The organism is Nocardia sp. NPDC052566 (genome assembly GCF_044547285.1).
Taxonomy (GTDB): Bacteria; Actinomycetota; Actinomycetes; order Mycobacteriales; family Mycobacteriaceae; genus Nocardia.
Genome location: NZ_JBIUAF010000003.1, coordinates 739,318 through 754,731, shown reverse-complemented (window position 1 = coordinate 754,731; position 15,414 = coordinate 739,318). Strand labels below are relative to the sequence as shown.

Sequence of the window (15,414 nt, the reverse complement as noted above, 5' to 3'; positions counted from 1 at the left end):
TTCCCTCGCTAGACGTTGCTGCCGGCCATCAGGCGCACGACGTCGTCCAGCGACGCGCCGCCCAGGATGGCCGCCACCGGAAGATCGCGGTTCAGTTCGGCTTGCACACGCTTGCGGAAATCCAAGGCCTGCAGTGAATCCAGGCCGAGCGCCACCAGCGGCACCGTGCTGTCGATGCTCGCGACGCCATCGGCGCCCATCACCTTGCCCAATTCGCGACGCACCTGGTCGGTCAGCGTCACGCCCGTCGGCGTGCTTTCGGTCGCGACGACCGCCGCCGCGACGGCGGCGGGCACATTCGCCGTGGCGTGCCGCGGCGTGCCACGCTCGACCTGCCGCAGCACCTCCGAGAGCACCGGGCCGAAACCGACCGCCGACATCAGCGCGTGCACCTGCGACCAATCCGCCGCCGCGACAAGCCGGTTGCCTGAGCGCCCCGCATCGACGTGTTCGGCGAAGCCGACGGTCAACGCCGCATCGGCGTCCATCGGCACCACACCCGCCGCGGTCACCCGATCCAGGCCGACGGCGTGCAGCGGTCCCGTCAGATCCCAGATGCCCCACTGCATCGACACCGCGTCGCGACCGCCGGCGCGCAGTCGCTCGGCGAGGGCATCGAGCATCCGGTTCACCGTGGCGTAGAGGATCTGGCCCCGGCCACCGAACGTCGCCGCCGCCGAGGAGCACAGCACGATCCGGCAGCCGTCGGTCATCGGCAACCACCGCAGCGCCAGATCGGTGCCGAAGATCTTGGAACCGGCCATCTCCCGCACCTTTTCCGGGGTGACCTCGGCAAGTTCGGCACCGACATAGTTGACCGCCGCATGGACGAGCAGGCTCACCGGCGCGTCCACCGCCGCGGCGAACGCCCGTACCGCGGCCTCGTCACTGACATCGCACGCGACGACAACGACCTCGGCCGCGCCGATCTCCCGAATCGCACGCAGCCGCGACGCGACGGCATCCGTCTCCCCCGAACGGCTCAGCAGGGTGATCCGACGCGCGCCGCGCCCGGCGTAGTACTCACCGAATTTCAAGCCCAAGGTGCCGGTGCCGCCGATGATCACGACGTGGTCGAGGTTCGATGGCACGCCGGAATCGGCGGCGGGCGGCGAATCGACCTCGAGCCGTTTGGCGTACAGCCCGCCGTCGCGCAGTGCGAGCTGTGGCTCGCCCTTGGTATGCAGCGCGCGGACGATGGCCGCGGCCTGCGCCGCATCCTGCCCGGCGAGGTCGAGGTGCCGGAACGCGGTGCCGATGTGTTCCATACCGAGGCAACGGAATCCGGCCGAGACCGCGCCGTGGAACAGCTGCGGTGCCGGATCGCCCGCCACCACGGACTCGCCGCCGACGGTGACCAGCCAGCAGTCGGTGACCGTCGAGTCGATCTCGGGCAGCGACAGCGACTCGTAGAAGTCGACGACTTCGTCGAGCGCGACGGGCGCCGCCATATCCGCCAGGTCGGGCAGCAGCACTACCACGACGTCGTAATCCGCTACGGCGGTGGGCTGTTCGGTGTCGAACACCGTCATGTTCCCGCCGTGGTTGTATGCCGCGGTACGCAATGCGTCGACCAATTCCGCACGGCCCGTGCGATCGACGAGCAGCAGGGTGCGTGGTGCGACCAGCGAGCGGCGGTCGAGCCGAATCCACTTCTCGGACAATCGGGTCGGGTAATGGTCCTCGTCGATCGGCGCGTCGATCTCGGCGACCACCGCCGCCTGGTATCCGGCCCACAGCTTCTGCGGATTCAGCACGGTGTTCGGGAAGTCACGCAGCGGCGGCCTGACCGCGGAGTCGGTGACCACACGCAACGCGGACCAGTCATAGTTCAGGTCGTGCACGGCTACCGTAACCAAATTCCGGGTGAACTCGGCCAGGCCGGTCGCGGTGCGCAGCGAAGTGCCGAGCACACGGAATTCGCGCGGTGGCAGCGTCGGATCCTGTGGCACCAGGCCGAGATTCTCCTGCACGGCCAGCTGCAGCATCGGATGCTCGGACACCTCGACGAAGGTGTCGATGCCGTCGGTCGCCGCGGCGACGATGGCCCGGTCGAACCGGACCCGATTGCGCAGGTTCCAGTACCAGTACTCCTCGTGCCGCAGATCGGGCGTGATCGCCGCGCCGAGTGTCGCTCCGTAGCAAGGGATTTCGCTCGACATGAAGGTCGGGGCGCTCATCTCGTCACCGAGGAAGGCGATGAAGTCCTCGCGCAGTTCGGCCACGATCGAGGTGTGCGCCGGATAGGCCACCCGGATCTCCCTGGCGAATCGGCCTTGCGCCGACGCGGCGCCCACCATCTCGACGATGGTGTCGCGGTCGCCTGAAATGGCCAGGATGTGCGGCGAATTGACGACCGAGAGCTCGGCCCAGCCGGAGTTCCTGGCCAGCATGGCCTCGCAGGTCTCGCGATCCATCCCGAGCACGGCCATCGAATATCCACGCGGCGAGATCTGCTCGACCAGCCGCGCCCGGTGCGTCACGGCAAGCACCGCGTCGCGGCGAGTCATCACGGCCGAGACCGCACCGGCCGCGAGTTCGCCCTGGCTGTGACCGATCGTCGCGGCGGGCGCGATGCCCGCCGCGCGCCACATGGCGGCCAGCCCCGCCATGTGAAACATCAACGCAGGCTGCACTTCCCACACCGCGTCGGCGTACTCGCCCTCGTGGCCGAGAAGATAGTGCAACGGGCTGGTGTGCCCGAAACGCTCCTGGTGGATCATCGCGCAGGCGTCGACCTCGGCGCGATAGGCCGCGGACGCCTCGTAATACAGCGAGCCCATGCCGGGCCGCTGGCTGCCCTGCCCGGGGAAGATGAATCCGATCCGCCGCGGCGCGGCGACGCCGACGGTCGCCACCACCGCGGGATGTTCAATCTCGGCGGCGATCGCGCGCAGCGCGTCGAGCAGCTCATCACGGGTGGTGACCATCGCGACCGCGCGGCGCCGCCGGGCGATCCTGGTGCGGAACAGCATGTCCGCCACCTGCTCCGGGGTAACCCGCGGCCGCGCCTCCAGGTAAGCCAGGATCGCCACGGCCTCGCCGCGCAGCCCCTCCGTGGTGTCCGAGGACAGCAGCACCGGGACGGTGCCGTCCGGCAGTAGGTAGTCAGGCATCGATCTCCTCCAGCTCCGGCATCGCCAGGATCGCGTGCGCGTTGGTGCCCGCGACGCCGAACGACGAGACGGCGCCGTAGCGCACGCCGCCGCGCGCCGCCCACGGTTCGAGTTCGGTGGCCAGCCGCAAACTGGTGGCGTTCCAATCGATTTCGGTGGTCGGCCGGTCTGCGTGCAGGCTCGGTGCGATCTGCCCGTTCGCGCCGCACAGCAGCACCTTGATCAGCCCGAGCATCCCCGAACCGGCCTGTGCGTGACCGAGATTGGACTTGACCGAGCCGAGTCGCGCGCCCTGCTCGCGCTCGATGGCGCCGTATGCCTGCGCGAGCGCGGCGAGTTCGAGCGGATCGCCCACCGGCGTACCGGTGCCGTGACCTTCGATCAGGTCGATCTGATCCGCGCTGATTCCGGCCGCGGACAGGGTTTTGCCGATCAGCCGCTGCTGCGCGGCCGCGCTCGGTACCGCGATCGGCGCGCCCTTGCCGTTGTGATTGACCCGGGTGGCGAGCAGCCTGCCGTAGATCCGATGGCCGAGTTCGTATGCCCTCGACTCGCGTTCGAGCACGACAACGCCCGCACCCTCGCCCCATAGCGTGCCGGTGGCGTCGGCGGCATAGGGACGGCAGTGCCCGTCGGCGGCAAGCGCGTTGTTCTTGGAGAACTCGAAAAAGGCGGCGGGCGAACCCATGACGCACACCCCGCCGGCCAAGGCCCAGTCGCACTCGCCCGCACGCACCGCGTTGGCGGCCAGATGCACCGCGGTGAGTGACGAGGCGCAGGCGGTGTCGGTGGTCAACGAAGGCCCGGTAAGCCCGAGACCGTGCGAGATTCGCCCGGCCACGGCACCGAGCGCCGTCCCGGTAACCCGGTAGCCGCTGTACTCGGTCACCATGCCCGAGGACGGGCCGTATTCGTTGACCGAAGCGCCCATGAAGACGCCGACCTCGGCGCCGTCCAGTTCGCCCGGGTTGATGCCCGCGTTTTCCAGCGCCCGCCACGCCACCCGCATCGCGACCCGCTGCTGCGGATCCATCGCGACCGCCTCGCGCGGCGTGATGCCGAAGAACATCGGATCGAATTCCGTTGCTCCGGTGAGGAACCCGCCCGCATCGGCGACTTTGCTCCAGCCCTGAGTGCGATGCAGCGACAGCAGCTGATCGATCGGCCATTCGCGATCGCGTGGGAACGGGCCGATCATTTCACGCGATTCGGCGAGCGCCGACCAGAATTCGGACAGTGTTTCGATTCCGCCGGGCGCCTCGACGGCCATTCCGGCGATGACGATCGGATCCATATCGACGCTCATGCGACGTGATTCAATTCCGGCGCAAGCAATTCCGCGATCCCAGCGGCATTGTCATTCAAATAGAAGTGGCCGCCGTCGAATACGGTCACCTCGAGTTCCTGCTCGCTGTGGTCCGCCCACCCGTACAGCAGCCGCGGCGTGATGAAGTGATCCTCGGCGCCGCCGAGTGCGTGAATCTTGGCCCGCACCTTCACCTCCGGCGGGCAGGCGTAATCGTCGTAAGCACGGTAGTCGGCCTTTACCACCGGCAGCGCCATGCGCATGACCTCGCGGCTGGCCAGCACGGCCGCACCGGTGCCTTCCAGCGCGGACAGGTGATCGAGGATCTGCTCGTCCTCGCTGGGATGCGGCGGCAGGTCGACGGCCCGGCCCGGCGAGATGGCCGCCGACGGTGCGAGCAGGCGCACTTCGACGCCGGCCGCCTCGGCGGCCCGCACCAGCTCGAACGCCACCATCGCGCCCATACTGTGGCCGAACACGGTGATCGGCAGCCCCCGATTATGTTCGGAGACGCGGAATTCCGCGAACGCTCCCGCCGCGATCTCCGGCAGGGTGGTCAGCGCCGCCTCTCTGGCCCGGTCCTGGCGGCCCGGATATTGGAAGATCAGCACATCGAAGTGCTCGCTCATGATCTTCGAGAACGCCCGGTAGGCGGATGCGCCCGCGCCCGCGTGCGGACAGATCAGCAGCGGCGGCAATGCACCGGAGCTGGGCTTGTGGAATTGCCGGATCCATCCGAGATTTGCTGGCATTTCTTGACTCCTGCGCTTCCGCCGAACCCTCACGGCGCGACTGATCGCGCCGCGAGGGGTTGGGTAAATCGGCGGCGTACAACACACCCCGCTTGCTGCACTATCTGGTTAGGTCTGAAAATCGTTCGCCCGATATTAGCGTAGGCTACCCTTATCAGTCCACTTGTGCAGTGGGGATCACTCGCCGCCCGGCAGCGTTCGAAGCGATTTCACTGGTCGGTCAAATACCCACCGCGGGCGAAGAATTCGGCCCCTGCGCGCTCGACGCCGTCCGCGGTCCGCACCCGGCCGATGACCAGGCCGTGGTTACCCCCACGATGGGCGTCCGAGCCCGTCACCACCGCGCCGCCGCCCTCCTGCACGATCACTCGACCGGGCGTGCCACCGTAGCGAGCCTCCGACACGCTCGCTTCGAGCACCTCGATCCGCTCACCGCGATAGAAGGTGAACGCCCGCGGATACGGCTCCGACAGCGCGCGCACGAAACGCTCGAGATCCGTCGCCGACCAGGTCCAGTCGATGCGACTGTCCCGATCGGAGCGCTTGTGGAAGTAGGTGCGCTCGGCCTTGTTCTGCGGACGCCATGCGGCGGTGCCGGATTCGAGGGCGGCCAGCGCCTCGCGCACCGCATCGGGGATGAGTTCCATTCCGCGCAGCACCAATTCGGTGCCGGTATCGCGCGGCCCGATCGGCAGCGCGCGCTGCACCAGGATGTCGCCGGTGTCCAGCCCCTCGTCCATGCGATGCACGGTGAGGCCGGTCTCGGACTCACCGCTGATCAGCGCCCAGAGCACCGGGGAGAACCCGGTGAACTTCGGCAGCAGCGAATCGTGCAGGTTCAGCGTGCCGTGCGGCGGCAGGTTGTACAGCTCGGCGGGCATCCAGGTGTACCAGCTGTTCACCACGATGACGTCCGGTTCGGCCCGCTTCACCAGATCGATGGTCGCCTCGTCGGCCCGCTCGGTGAGATGGACCGGGATGCCGTGCTCGCGCGCCAGCTCCTCGACCGAATCGGACCAGATCGCCTTGTACGACGACTCACTGGCCGGATGCGTCACCGCCAGCACGACCTCGTGCTCCGAATCGATCAGAGCCTGCAGGGTTTTGCGACCCCAAGTCTGGAAGCCGAACGACACGATACGCATGGACCACCTCACCTCGAATGAACTTCAGGTAGCTTAGCCTACCCTTATTCACGCCGAATCAGCCTATGCGAGAAGCGGCGCCACGGCGTGCGCCCGAGCCGTGCGCGGTCACGGGCGTGCGCAGCATGCGATCCGAAAGTTCGCCCAGGCAACTGAGATTCGGAAAGCCGGGCCCCTGCGCGACGGCCGCCATGTTCGGCAGGTAGAGCTTCGCGTCCAGCCCCGACACCGCGAGGTCGTAGCCGATGGACGCCTCCAGCCTGGCCTGGGTCAACGGGCCGCCGACCGCGAGCTCGAGCAGATCGGCCGCGTTCGCGTCGAACATATCGAGGAACCACAGCGGCTGACCACCGGTCGCGTCGACCACCAGATCGAAGGTGTGCACCTGATCGGTCCGGTTGTCGTTGCGCAGCGTCATCGTCACGGCATCGCCCTGCTCGCCGACCCGGACCACGCGGCCCTGGAGGTGGTGCACCCGATTGTCGCCGATCAGGCTCTCCTGCACGCGGACCGAGAACACACCGCGGTCGGTACGCCGGATGACGTCGCGGCGTTCGTCGACGCTCAGCGCGTTCCACTTCGTCGGATCGCTGAAAAGCGCGTTCTCGAAGTAGCTTTCGCCACGGGTGTACAGCGTCGCCTTGGGTGAGACAACCGAGATGGTGAGCATGTCGTGGCGGACGAGTTCGTCCAGCGCGGAGCCCGCGGTCTCACCACCGCCGATCACCGCGGCGCGCGAAGCGGGCGGCAATCCACGCCTGCCCGCGAGATCCCAGAACTCGGCGATGCTCAACACGCGCGGATGCTTGGCAAGCGCCTGACCACTGTGACCGGGCCCGGTGATCATCAGCGCGTCGGCGTCGATCTGACTGGCCCCGCCGTCGGCGTCGGTGACCGAGACCAACCAGCCATCGGCGGCCGCGGCCACCGAGGACACCGTGCCGTGCACGATGTCGAGATCGATCTTGCGGGCCACCCACTGCAGGTATTTGGCCCAGACGTGATGCTGTGGATTGGGACGGCCGCGATCGATCCACTCGGCATAGGTGCCGTGTTCGATCAGGAACGAGGTCCAGCTGAATGCCGTCATGGCCTCGTCGATGGCCCGATTGTGGCCGCGCGCCCAGGTCGAGTGGTACGGGAAGCCGATGTCCTTCTCCGGGCTGGTGCCGAGCCGGTGCCTGCCGTCGGTCCAGCCGCCGCTGGGTAGCCAGTTACCACCCACCGCGTGCGCCTCGACGACAACGACGCGGGGCGCCGGGAGGCCCAGTTCCCGCAGCACATGCGATTTCGCCGCTACCGCAAGGGCTTTCGGCCCAGCTCCGACAACCAGAAGCGTTTCCACTCGGCATCCCACTCTCTCGCGCGCTGTGCTTACGGTCTCACCCACCCCGGCAATATTTGCATAGGCTTACCTTATATTGCACTGTAGTGCCAGTCCCCGACACAGGCGCATTCGTGCACCGAAACGATTGGATGACCCAGATGAGACGCATGACCACCGCGATGCTGTCGCTGTCCGCCGCCGCGCTGATCGGCGCGTTCGGCGCCGTCGCGCCCGCGACCGCCGCGCCGCTGACGCCGATGCACACCAGCGCGCCCGGTACAGGTGAGCTGAAGTCCAAGCTGCAGCTCGCGCTGAACACCGGCGCCGCCCGCTCCGCGCGCGCCAACGAACTGGAGGCGGGCGAGGCCGGAATCGGCCTGGTCGACCAGGTCGGCACCGTGATGGCCGCCGCGCCGCCGAGCTTCAAGTGGAACATCGTCGGCCCGGTCAACGTCTCAGGCGATACCCTCACCGCACAGCTGACCACCTCCGTAGACGGTTGGGATCCATGGTTTTTCGATGTGTCCTGGAAGCAGATCGACGGCACCTGGAAGCTGACCCGCCAGGGCGAGTGCACCGTCGCAAGCGTCGCGATGCTGCCCTGCAACCTCTGATCGACGCACTTGCGACAACGGCCCCGGATCGGCGCGATGCGCGCTCCGGGGCCGTTTCCTTCCCTGCCATGCCCAAAATAGTGTGTTTAGGCTAACCTTATCTTCATGGGCAGAGGATTCAACGGCGTCATGGTCAAGGCGTGGGGCGGTCAGGACTACCGGCTCACGGTCACATCGACCGAGCTCGTCACCGAAAAGTACGTGCGACTCGGCTTCACCACGGGCGGATTGCTCGCGGATCATCCGGTGCATCCCACGCAATTCATCCGCGCGTGGATCCCGGAGGCGGACAGCGACAAGCTGCACCATCGGGCCTATACCCTGATCGACCAGGATCCGGCGGATGACCGCTGCACGATCGAATTCGCCCTGCACGACGGGCCAGGCACCCGATGGGCGCGCGACGCCGTCGTCGGTGACCAGCTCGACGCGACCGTGCTCGGCTCCAAATTCGAACTGCCGGAGCAGACCCCGAGCGAGTACGTCATCTTCGGTGACACCGCTTCACTGCCCGCGATCAATTCACTGCTCGATGCCATCGGCGATACTCCGGCCCGCGTCTGGCTGGAATGGCAGTACGAATCCGATCAGACGCTGCCGCTGCGCAGCAAGCCCCACCACAGGGTCACCTGGCTGCAGCGCATCGACGACGGACGGCTGATGCGCGAGGCGGCGCACGAAATGACCTGCGCCGACAACGCGTTCGCTTGGGTCGCCTGCTGCGGCAATACCACCCGCTCGATTGTCAAGACGCTGAAGCAGGAGCACAACCTGCCCAAGACAGCGTTGAAATATCAGGCCTACTGGAAGTAGTACCTCCTGGTCATCCAGCCGGATGACCACATCGCGACCTGCTGCCGACGCGCGCGAACCCGTCCTCCGGGAGGCTGGTGTACGGAATTTGCCACCGGTCTCGGCACCGGTGGTCCGTGGAGGGAGGCGCGGCCCATGTCGCTCATCGATGTCCTGGTACCGGCGGCGGTCATCGTATTCGCGGTGGCCGCACTGGGTTTCGGGCGGATCGTGCATCGGATCGCCCCCTATGCGCTGGCCGCCATCGTCATCGGCTGCGTCGCACAGGTGGTGGTGGAGCGCTTCTACTGGCAGTTCGTCCCGACCTATGTGCTGATCGCCGCCGTCGGGGGTTTCGTACTGGCACGACGACGACCGCGGGAACGTCGCCGCAGGATCATCGGGATCGCCGCGCGTGGCGGCGTCGGGCTGCTCGTGCTGCTCGCCGCGATCGCCTGGCTTGTCGTTCCGGTGCCCCGGCTACCCAAGCCGACCGGGCCGTATCCGGTGGGCACGCAGACTTTCCGCTGGGTCGACCAGCAACGGCCGGAGACGGCAACCGATTCCGCCGATGATCGCCGCAATGTCGTTGTCCAGGCCTGGTATCCGGCCGATCCGTCGGCCTCGGGTGACGGATCGGCCTATATCGATGGGCTCGGCCATCTGCCACGTCAGGTGTCGGCACTGCCGAGTTTCCTGATGCGTGGCTACGGCGATATCGCGACGCACGCCCGGCGCGCCGTACCCGTCAACACCGATCGGGCCCGCTGGCCCGTGGTGCTGTTCTCCCCCGGATACGGTGCGCCCCGGGCCTTTTACACCGGTCTCATCGCCGACCTGGCCAGCCGCGGCGTCATCGTGCTCGCCGTCGACCACCCCTACGAGGTGGCGGTGACCGAACTCGCCGACGGCACCATCGCGACGCCGATCGAACGGTTCCTCGACGACGATCCGGACGGGGACCGATACATGAACGGCAGGCTCGACACCCGTGTCGCCGACCTGCGATTCGTCCTCGACCAGCTCGAGCGCCCCGGCAGTCTCGGCACTGGACTGAGCGGCAGGCTCGACACCGATCACGTTGCCGCCATCGGACATTCGTTCGGCGGCGCCGCCGCGACCACGGCGCTCGCCACCGATCCGCGGCTTCGGGCGGCCGCCGATATCGACGGCACGCTGTACGGTACGGTGCCGCGGCAATCGCTGACCAAGCCGTTCCTGCTGTTGGAGAGCGATCACGCGGAGACCAAACATTCGCAGATCTACAACGACCGCATCCGCAGCCTGCTCGAGCACCTGGGCGCGGGCGGCTATCGCTACGAGATACTGCGCGCCAACCACTTCAGCTTCACCGACGTACCGCGATATCTCGCCACGCCAGGCCGGTTCCTGCTCGCCCATGCCATCGGCGGGAGCCGAGGACCGCGCGAGACCCAGCGCGCGACCAACGACATCCTGATGGCCTTCCTGCAGCAGCCGCTCGGCGGCGCGGCCGCCGACGTGCCCGCCGCGGCCCGGCACTATCCGGACGTGCGCGGCGGGCCGGTCGTCCGCTAAGCCCGTCCGTCGCCCGACCGCCACCCCTCATCGAGGCGCTACGCGCCGCTGGCCTCATAGGCCGGTTCGAGCCGCCAGCCCGCGGCGCGGGAGCGTTCGTTCCAGAAGTCGGCGTAGCGCCCGCCGAGCGCCAAAAGCTCGTCGTGCGTACCGCATTCGAGAATGCGGCCGCCGTCGACGAACAGGATCTGGTCGGCGTGCGCGATGGTCGCGAGCCGATGCGCGACGACGATGACCGTCTTGCCCTTGGTCACCTCGTGCACACCGCGCACCACCACGGCCTCGCTGTGCGGATCCAGCGCGCTGGTCGCCTCGTCGAGCAGCACGATCGGCGCGTCCTTGAGCAGCGCCCGCGCCACCGAAACCCGTTGGCGCTCACCGCCGGACAGCGCCGCACCGCCCTCGCCGACCAGCGAGTCGTAGCCGTCGGGCAGCCGGTCGACGATCTCGTCGACCCTGGCCGCCTCGGCCGCGCGACGCACTTCCTCGTCGGTGGCGTCGGGCTTGCCGATCCGGATGTTGTCCGCGACAGAGCGATTGAACAGGTAGACGTTCTGGAACACCAGCGACACCTGGTTCAGCAGCGTCTCCGACGGCTGCGCGCGCACATCGTGGCCACCGACCTCGACCCGGCCCGCATCGACATCGTGGAATCGGGCCGCCAACCGCAGCAGAGTGGTCTTGCCCGCTCCACTCGGGCCGACGATCGCGGTGGTCGTCCCCGCGGGGACGGTGAACGAAAGGTCGGACAGCACCGGCGCATCGGGCTGATACCCGAAACTCACCTTGTCGAAGACGATCGCCGGCGCGCCGGGAGTGACCGCCGTATCCGCCTCCGGCAGAGTGGGTTCGGCGAGTAGTCCGGTGATGCGGTCGGCGGCGGCAGCGGCCGACCGCAGCGCGTTGCCGAGCTGTGCCGCCTGATTGACCGGTTCGATGAACCGCGCGCTCACCGCAATCAGCGCGATCGCGGCGGCGGCCGAGATGGCGCCGCCGGTCACCCGGCCCACCGCGACATAAACCAGCACCAGCAGGACGGCCTGCACGAACAGCGAGAACACGATCAAGCCCGGCACCGAGGCGAACATCATCGAGAGAACGGCCGAACGCTGTTGCGCCAATGCGCCGTCCAGCGCCTTGTTGCCCGCGCCCACCGCACCGAAGGCGCGCAGCACCGGCTGCGCCTGCGCGAATTCCACCACCCGCGAATCGGCTTCGGCCGCGGCCTGATGCATCCGCTCGTCGGAACGGGTGTAGGCGCGGTTGGCCACGCCGTTGACCAGGAACAGCACCGGCGCGGCCAGCAGCATGGCCAGCGAGATCCGCCAGTCGACGAACAGCATGCCGACCGCGACACCGAGCGGAACGATGATACTGGTGAGCACCTTGGCGAGCAGATAGGCGACGAGCCCCTGCATTTCGCGCACGTTCTCCACGGCGATCCGTGAAATAGGCCCGGCGTCACGGGTTTCGAACCAGCCGAGTGGCAGTGCGTTCAGGTGATCGCCGATCCGGGTCTGCAGCCCGCGCTGCATGCCGATACCGATGCGCAGCCCGAGCACGGCCTGCCGGTAGCCGAAGATCACCACGATCGCGACGGCGAGCACCATCCACAGCGTCCAGAACCAGGCGCGGCCGAGGTCATCGTCGAAGAACGCCTCCAGCACCGGCACCAGCAGCAGATAGGCAGCCGCCTGGGCCAACGCCTGCAGCACGATCGCGAAGAACAGCTGCGGTGTCAGACGGCTGAACTCGTCCGGGACGAGCCCGAGCACCTTGCGAATCATCGGGCGGCCTCCGCACTTGCCACGGTCGCGAGCACATCGAGCGCGGCCTCGTTGATCTCGAACAGCTGTTGGTAGGTGCCGCCCGCATGCCGCAGGCTCGCATGGTCGCCCTGTTCGACCACGGCGCCGTTGTCCAACACCAGAATTCGGTCGACACCGGTGATGGTGTGCAACCGGTGCGCGATCACCAGCACCGTGCGGCCGGCAACCAGGGTCGCGAGCGCGTCCTGCACGGCGGCCTCCGACTCCGGATCCGCGAACGCGGTCGCCTCGTCGAGCACGAGCACCGGGGTATCGGCCAGCAGCGCGCGGGCGATCGAAAGCCGTTGCGCCTCACCGCCGGAGAGCTTGGCATCGACGCCGATCTCGGAGTCGTAACCGCGCGGAAGCAGCATGATCCGGTCGTGGATCTGGGCGGCCCGCGTCGCCCGCTCCAGCGCGACATCGTCGGCGTCGGTGCGGGCGAGCAGCAGATTGTCCCTGATGGAGCCGCGGATCAGGCGCACGTCCTGGAAGACGAATCCGACGGTGCGATAGAGCTCTTCGGTCGAATAGTCCCGAACGTCGCGGCCCGCGATGGTGATCCGGCCCGCATCGACGTCGTAGAACCGGGGCAGCAGTTTGGCCAGCGTCGATTTTCCGGATCCGCTCGGGCCGACCAGCGCGGTGATGGTGCCCGGTGCCAGCTCCAGCTCGACACCGCGCAGCACCTGGCGATCCGCGCGGTAGCCGAACGAAACGCCTTCGAAGCGGACCTCGCCCTGATTCGCCGCTTCGGCCCCGCCGGAATCCGCTGCACCCGAGACCAACTCGGGTGTCGCCTGTAGCTCGTGCAGCCGCAGCGCCGCGGCACCCGCGGTCCGCAGCGCTTGACCGCTGTAGCTCAGGCCGAGCAGCGAACTACCGAGGCCGAGCCCGACGAGCAGAAAGGGCAGCACATCAAGCGGTGCGAGCCAGTCGAGACCGACCGCACCCAGTCCGGCCGCGACGACGACCACCATTACGAAGACCGGCGCGACCACGATGTCGGAGGCCGACTGCACCCGCAGAATCGGCATCTTCATCCGATGTACGCTGCGCGCCAGCCCGTCGACCGCTTCCTGGAAGGCACTGTGCGCCTTACCCGCCTGACCGAACGCGCGCACTACCTGGATGCCGTCGACGAATTCGATGGCCGCCTCCTGGGTGCGCCGCTCCCAACGGTTGTATACCGCCATTCGATCGCGGCCATCCTGGTCGAGCATCCTGCTGAACAGCACCGCGTAGGCAATCAGCGGCAGCAGTAGCACCAGCGAAAGCCGCCAGTCGACGGAGAAGAGGTAGCCGAGGGTGACCAATGGCACGACGAGCGCGCCGACGAACTCCAGCCGCGCGTGCGCCACCAGGTAGTGCAGCGCCTCCACGTCATCCTGGAGGTACTTCTTCACCTCGGCCGAGGTGCGCTCGCCGAACCAGCCGAGCGGCACCCGGGTCAGCTTGCTCGCGAGCGCCCGCCGCACGGTCAGCTGATACCCCGCGTCGACCAGGTGTGACCAGGTCAGCGCGGTCGCCTGGAGCAGGCCGCGCAGCACGAGCACGAGGACCGCGATCGTGAGCAGCCGCCACACCCGATCGGTGTCGATCGGCGTCGCGAGCAGCTCGCGGCAGGCCTCGACGATCAGGATGAACGGCACCACCGCGCAGACGGAGGCGACCGCGAACACGATGCTCGCCGCGGTCAGTGCCCCCTGCACCGGCGCGAGAATTTCCTTGCGCGCCGCCGCCTCTTGTTTCTTCCCCGCCTTCGCCGCGGTACGCGGTTGCCGGTTCCCCGTCTCCGCCGCGGGCAGCGGCGCGACCTCCACCGTCATATGTTCTCGCCTCTCGACCCTCGTGGGCTGTCCAGCCGGAATCGGCCCTTCGCACACACAGAGGGCCGCGACAGTAGGTAAGGCTAACTTACTTTGGCGCCGGATGGCGGGGACGGTCAGCTCGGCATCGCCCTTCGGTGGCGCGCCCGGTCCCGGGGACGGCCGCGCGACGATCGTCGGCGCGCGACCACGTCGACTATTCCGCGCACCGAACACGGGCACGAATCGTCGGCCCACCGCACTGAAACATCGCCATTTAGTTCATCGGCGAAACCCATTCCGTATCCGCCGTTTTCGGCTTACCGACGAGGCAACGAAGCTTGTGTGAACGGCGAGCAATCCCACCGATGAGCACGCGCGAAGGTAACTAGTTTGCTCCATACCGAAGGCGACCGGACTTCACCGAATTCGTTGCGGTCGCGAATAACCCGATGCTGGAGTCGCGAAATGTTTGTCACTTCCATTATTTCGGCGATCACCGATTGTCGTACCGATCCCGGTGAACTGACCCGCGAACAAGCCCATCGCGCCATGCAGGTGCATCTCTACTGCAGCGTCGAGGTGTGCAAAGTGCGCCGCCGTGCCCGGCAGATTCTGGTCGAGGCCAGGCTGATGGTGCTGGACGAACGGGCCGAACCCTGAGATTCGCGCCGAGTGGAATCTACGTCACACCGCCCGCGTTGTTCAGAGGCATGACAACCACGGCATCCGATCGATCCGCAACGCCAGTCGTCGACCCCGACACCGAACTCGGCGCCAAGGTCGCCGAACGCCTCGAACGCGAACAAGTCATCTGGCTGACAACGGTCGGCTCCACCGGAACACCGCAACCCAACCCCGTCTGGTTCCAATGGCGCGACGGCGAATTCCTGCTGTTCAGCCAGGCCGACAAGCCCAAACTCCGCAACCTGACCCGCAACCCCCGGGTCTCGCTCAACCTCAACAGCACCGAGCACGGCGGTGAAGTCGCCATACTCACCGGAACAGCGCGCATCGATGAGAACGGTGCGAGCGCCGACGAAATCGCCGCGTACACCGAGAAATACAGCAGGGGCATGGTGGATATCTCGATGACGGCGGAACAGTTCTACGCCGAATACTCGGTCGCCGTGCGCATCACCCCCGATCGCCTGCGCGGTTTCTGAGGCAGCCCTGCCACGACAGCTCA

12 protein-coding genes are annotated in these 15,414 nt (G+C 67.5%); 5 read left to right on the top strand and 7 right to left on the bottom strand.

Going from position 1 to position 15,414, the window contains the following annotated elements; translation table 11 throughout:
- Nucleotides 1-8 precede the first annotated feature (8 nt).
- The 5 genes from nbtC to ACIG5A_RS17565 all read right to left on the bottom strand — a co-directional run bounded on the left by nbtC (nt 9) and on the right by ACIG5A_RS17565 (nt 7,664).
- Nucleotides 9-3,116, bottom strand: coding sequence for a nocobactin polyketide synthase NbtC (gene nbtC, locus ACIG5A_RS17585; protein ID WP_397241245.1), 3,108 nt, complete (start codon nt 3,114-3,116; stop codon nt 9-11).
- Nucleotides 3,109-4,422, bottom strand: a complete 1,314-nt coding sequence (locus ACIG5A_RS17580; RefSeq protein WP_397241244.1) for a polyketide synthase — start codon at nt 4,420-4,422, stop codon at nt 3,109-3,111. The genes nbtC and ACIG5A_RS17580 overlap by 8 nt, the downstream gene beginning before the upstream one ends.
- Entirely contained in the window at nt 4,419-5,174 is a 756-nt protein-coding gene (locus ACIG5A_RS17575; RefSeq protein WP_397241243.1) for a thioesterase II family protein, read from the bottom strand. The genes ACIG5A_RS17580 and ACIG5A_RS17575 overlap by 4 nt, the downstream gene beginning before the upstream one ends.
- 209 nt (nt 5,175-5,383) lie before the next feature.
- Nucleotides 5,384-6,319 carry a methionyl-tRNA formyltransferase gene (locus ACIG5A_RS17570; RefSeq protein ID WP_397241242.1) on the bottom strand — a complete coding sequence of 312 codons (936 nt, stop codon included), beginning with the start codon at nt 6,317-6,319 and terminating at the stop codon, nt 5,384-5,386.
- Between the two features lie 58 nt (nt 6,320-6,377).
- A complete protein-coding gene (locus ACIG5A_RS17565; protein ID WP_397241241.1) occupies nt 6,378-7,664 on the bottom strand; it encodes a SidA/IucD/PvdA family monooxygenase in 1,287 nt (428 codons plus the stop codon).
- A 140-nt stretch (nt 7,665-7,804) separates the two neighbouring features.
- Here ACIG5A_RS17565 and ACIG5A_RS17560 point away from each other — a divergent pair, with 140 nt between their 5' ends.
- The 3 genes from ACIG5A_RS17560 (at nt 7,805) to ACIG5A_RS17550 (ending at nt 10,609) form a co-directional block, all read left to right on the top strand.
- Nucleotides 7,805-8,260 (top strand): hypothetical protein, encoded by a 456-nt coding sequence (locus ACIG5A_RS17560; protein WP_397241240.1) that lies wholly within the window; start codon nt 7,805-7,807, stop codon nt 8,258-8,260.
- A gap of 105 nt (nt 8,261-8,365) precedes the next feature.
- Nucleotides 8,366-9,073, top strand: coding sequence for a siderophore-interacting protein (locus ACIG5A_RS17555; RefSeq protein ID WP_397241239.1), 708 nt, complete (start codon nt 8,366-8,368; stop codon nt 9,071-9,073).
- Between the two features lie 135 nt (nt 9,074-9,208).
- Nucleotides 9,209-10,609: an alpha/beta hydrolase family protein gene (locus tag ACIG5A_RS17550; RefSeq protein ID WP_397241238.1), complete on the top strand. Its 1,401-nt coding sequence runs from the start codon at nt 9,209-9,211 to the stop codon at nt 10,607-10,609.
- Between the two features lie 38 nt (nt 10,610-10,647).
- Here the strand turns inward: ACIG5A_RS17550 and ACIG5A_RS17545 are convergent, their stop codons facing one another.
- Together ACIG5A_RS17545 and ACIG5A_RS17540 are read right to left on the bottom strand one after the other, a co-directional pair.
- Entirely contained in the window at nt 10,648-12,396 is a 1,749-nt protein-coding gene (locus ACIG5A_RS17545; protein WP_397241237.1) for an ABC transporter ATP-binding protein, read from the bottom strand.
- Complete coding sequence (locus ACIG5A_RS17540) at nt 12,393-14,246, bottom strand: ABC transporter ATP-binding protein (protein ID WP_397241236.1); 1,854 nt, start codon at nt 14,244-14,246, stop codon at nt 12,393-12,395. The genes ACIG5A_RS17545 and ACIG5A_RS17540 overlap by 4 nt, the downstream gene beginning before the upstream one ends.
- Nucleotides 14,247-14,693: 447 nt before the next feature.
- Here ACIG5A_RS17540 and ACIG5A_RS17535 point away from each other — a divergent pair, with 447 nt between their 5' ends.
- Nucleotides 14,694-14,888: a hypothetical protein gene (locus ACIG5A_RS17535; RefSeq protein WP_397241235.1), complete on the top strand. Its 195-nt coding sequence runs from the start codon at nt 14,694-14,696 to the stop codon at nt 14,886-14,888.
- 50 nt (nt 14,889-14,938) lie between these two features.
- A complete protein-coding gene (locus tag ACIG5A_RS17530) occupies nt 14,939-15,391 on the top strand; it encodes a TIGR03667 family PPOX class F420-dependent oxidoreductase (protein ID WP_397241234.1) in 453 nt (150 codons plus the stop codon).
- The last annotated feature ends 23 nt before the right edge of the window (nt 15,392-15,414 follow it).

What these genes read in the sequence shown, in the direction of transcription:
- ACIG5A_RS17535 (WP_397241235.1), top strand. Translation starts at nt 14,694, where the DNA reads ATGTTTGTCACTTCCATTATTTCGGCGATCACCGATTGTCGTACCGAT.
- ACIG5A_RS17540 (WP_397241236.1), bottom strand. Translation starts at nt 14,246, where the DNA reads ATGACGGTGGAGGTCGCGCCGCTGCCCGCGGCGGAGACGGGGAACCGG.
- ACIG5A_RS17555 (WP_397241239.1), top strand. Translation starts at nt 8,366, where the DNA reads ATGGGCAGAGGATTCAACGGCGTCATGGTCAAGGCGTGGGGCGGTCAG.
- ACIG5A_RS17570 (WP_397241242.1), bottom strand. Translation starts at nt 6,319, where the DNA reads ATGCGTATCGTGTCGTTCGGCTTCCAGACTTGGGGTCGCAAAACCCTG.
- ACIG5A_RS17545 (WP_397241237.1), bottom strand. Translation starts at nt 12,396, where the DNA reads ATGATTCGCAAGGTGCTCGGGCTCGTCCCGGACGAGTTCAGCCGTCTG.
- ACIG5A_RS17530 (WP_397241234.1), top strand. Translation starts at nt 14,939, where the DNA reads ATGACAACCACGGCATCCGATCGATCCGCAACGCCAGTCGTCGACCCC.
- ACIG5A_RS17550 (WP_397241238.1), top strand. Translation starts at nt 9,209, where the DNA reads ATGTCGCTCATCGATGTCCTGGTACCGGCGGCGGTCATCGTATTCGCG.
- ACIG5A_RS17580 (WP_397241244.1), bottom strand. Translation starts at nt 4,422, where the DNA reads ATGAGCGTCGATATGGATCCGATCGTCATCGCCGGAATGGCCGTCGAG.
- ACIG5A_RS17575 (WP_397241243.1), bottom strand. Translation starts at nt 5,174, where the DNA reads ATGCCAGCAAATCTCGGATGGATCCGGCAATTCCACAAGCCCAGCTCC.
- ACIG5A_RS17560 (WP_397241240.1), top strand. Translation starts at nt 7,805, where the DNA reads ATGAGACGCATGACCACCGCGATGCTGTCGCTGTCCGCCGCCGCGCTG.
- nbtC (WP_397241245.1), bottom strand. Translation starts at nt 3,116, where the DNA reads ATGCCTGACTACCTACTGCCGGACGGCACCGTCCCGGTGCTGCTGTCC.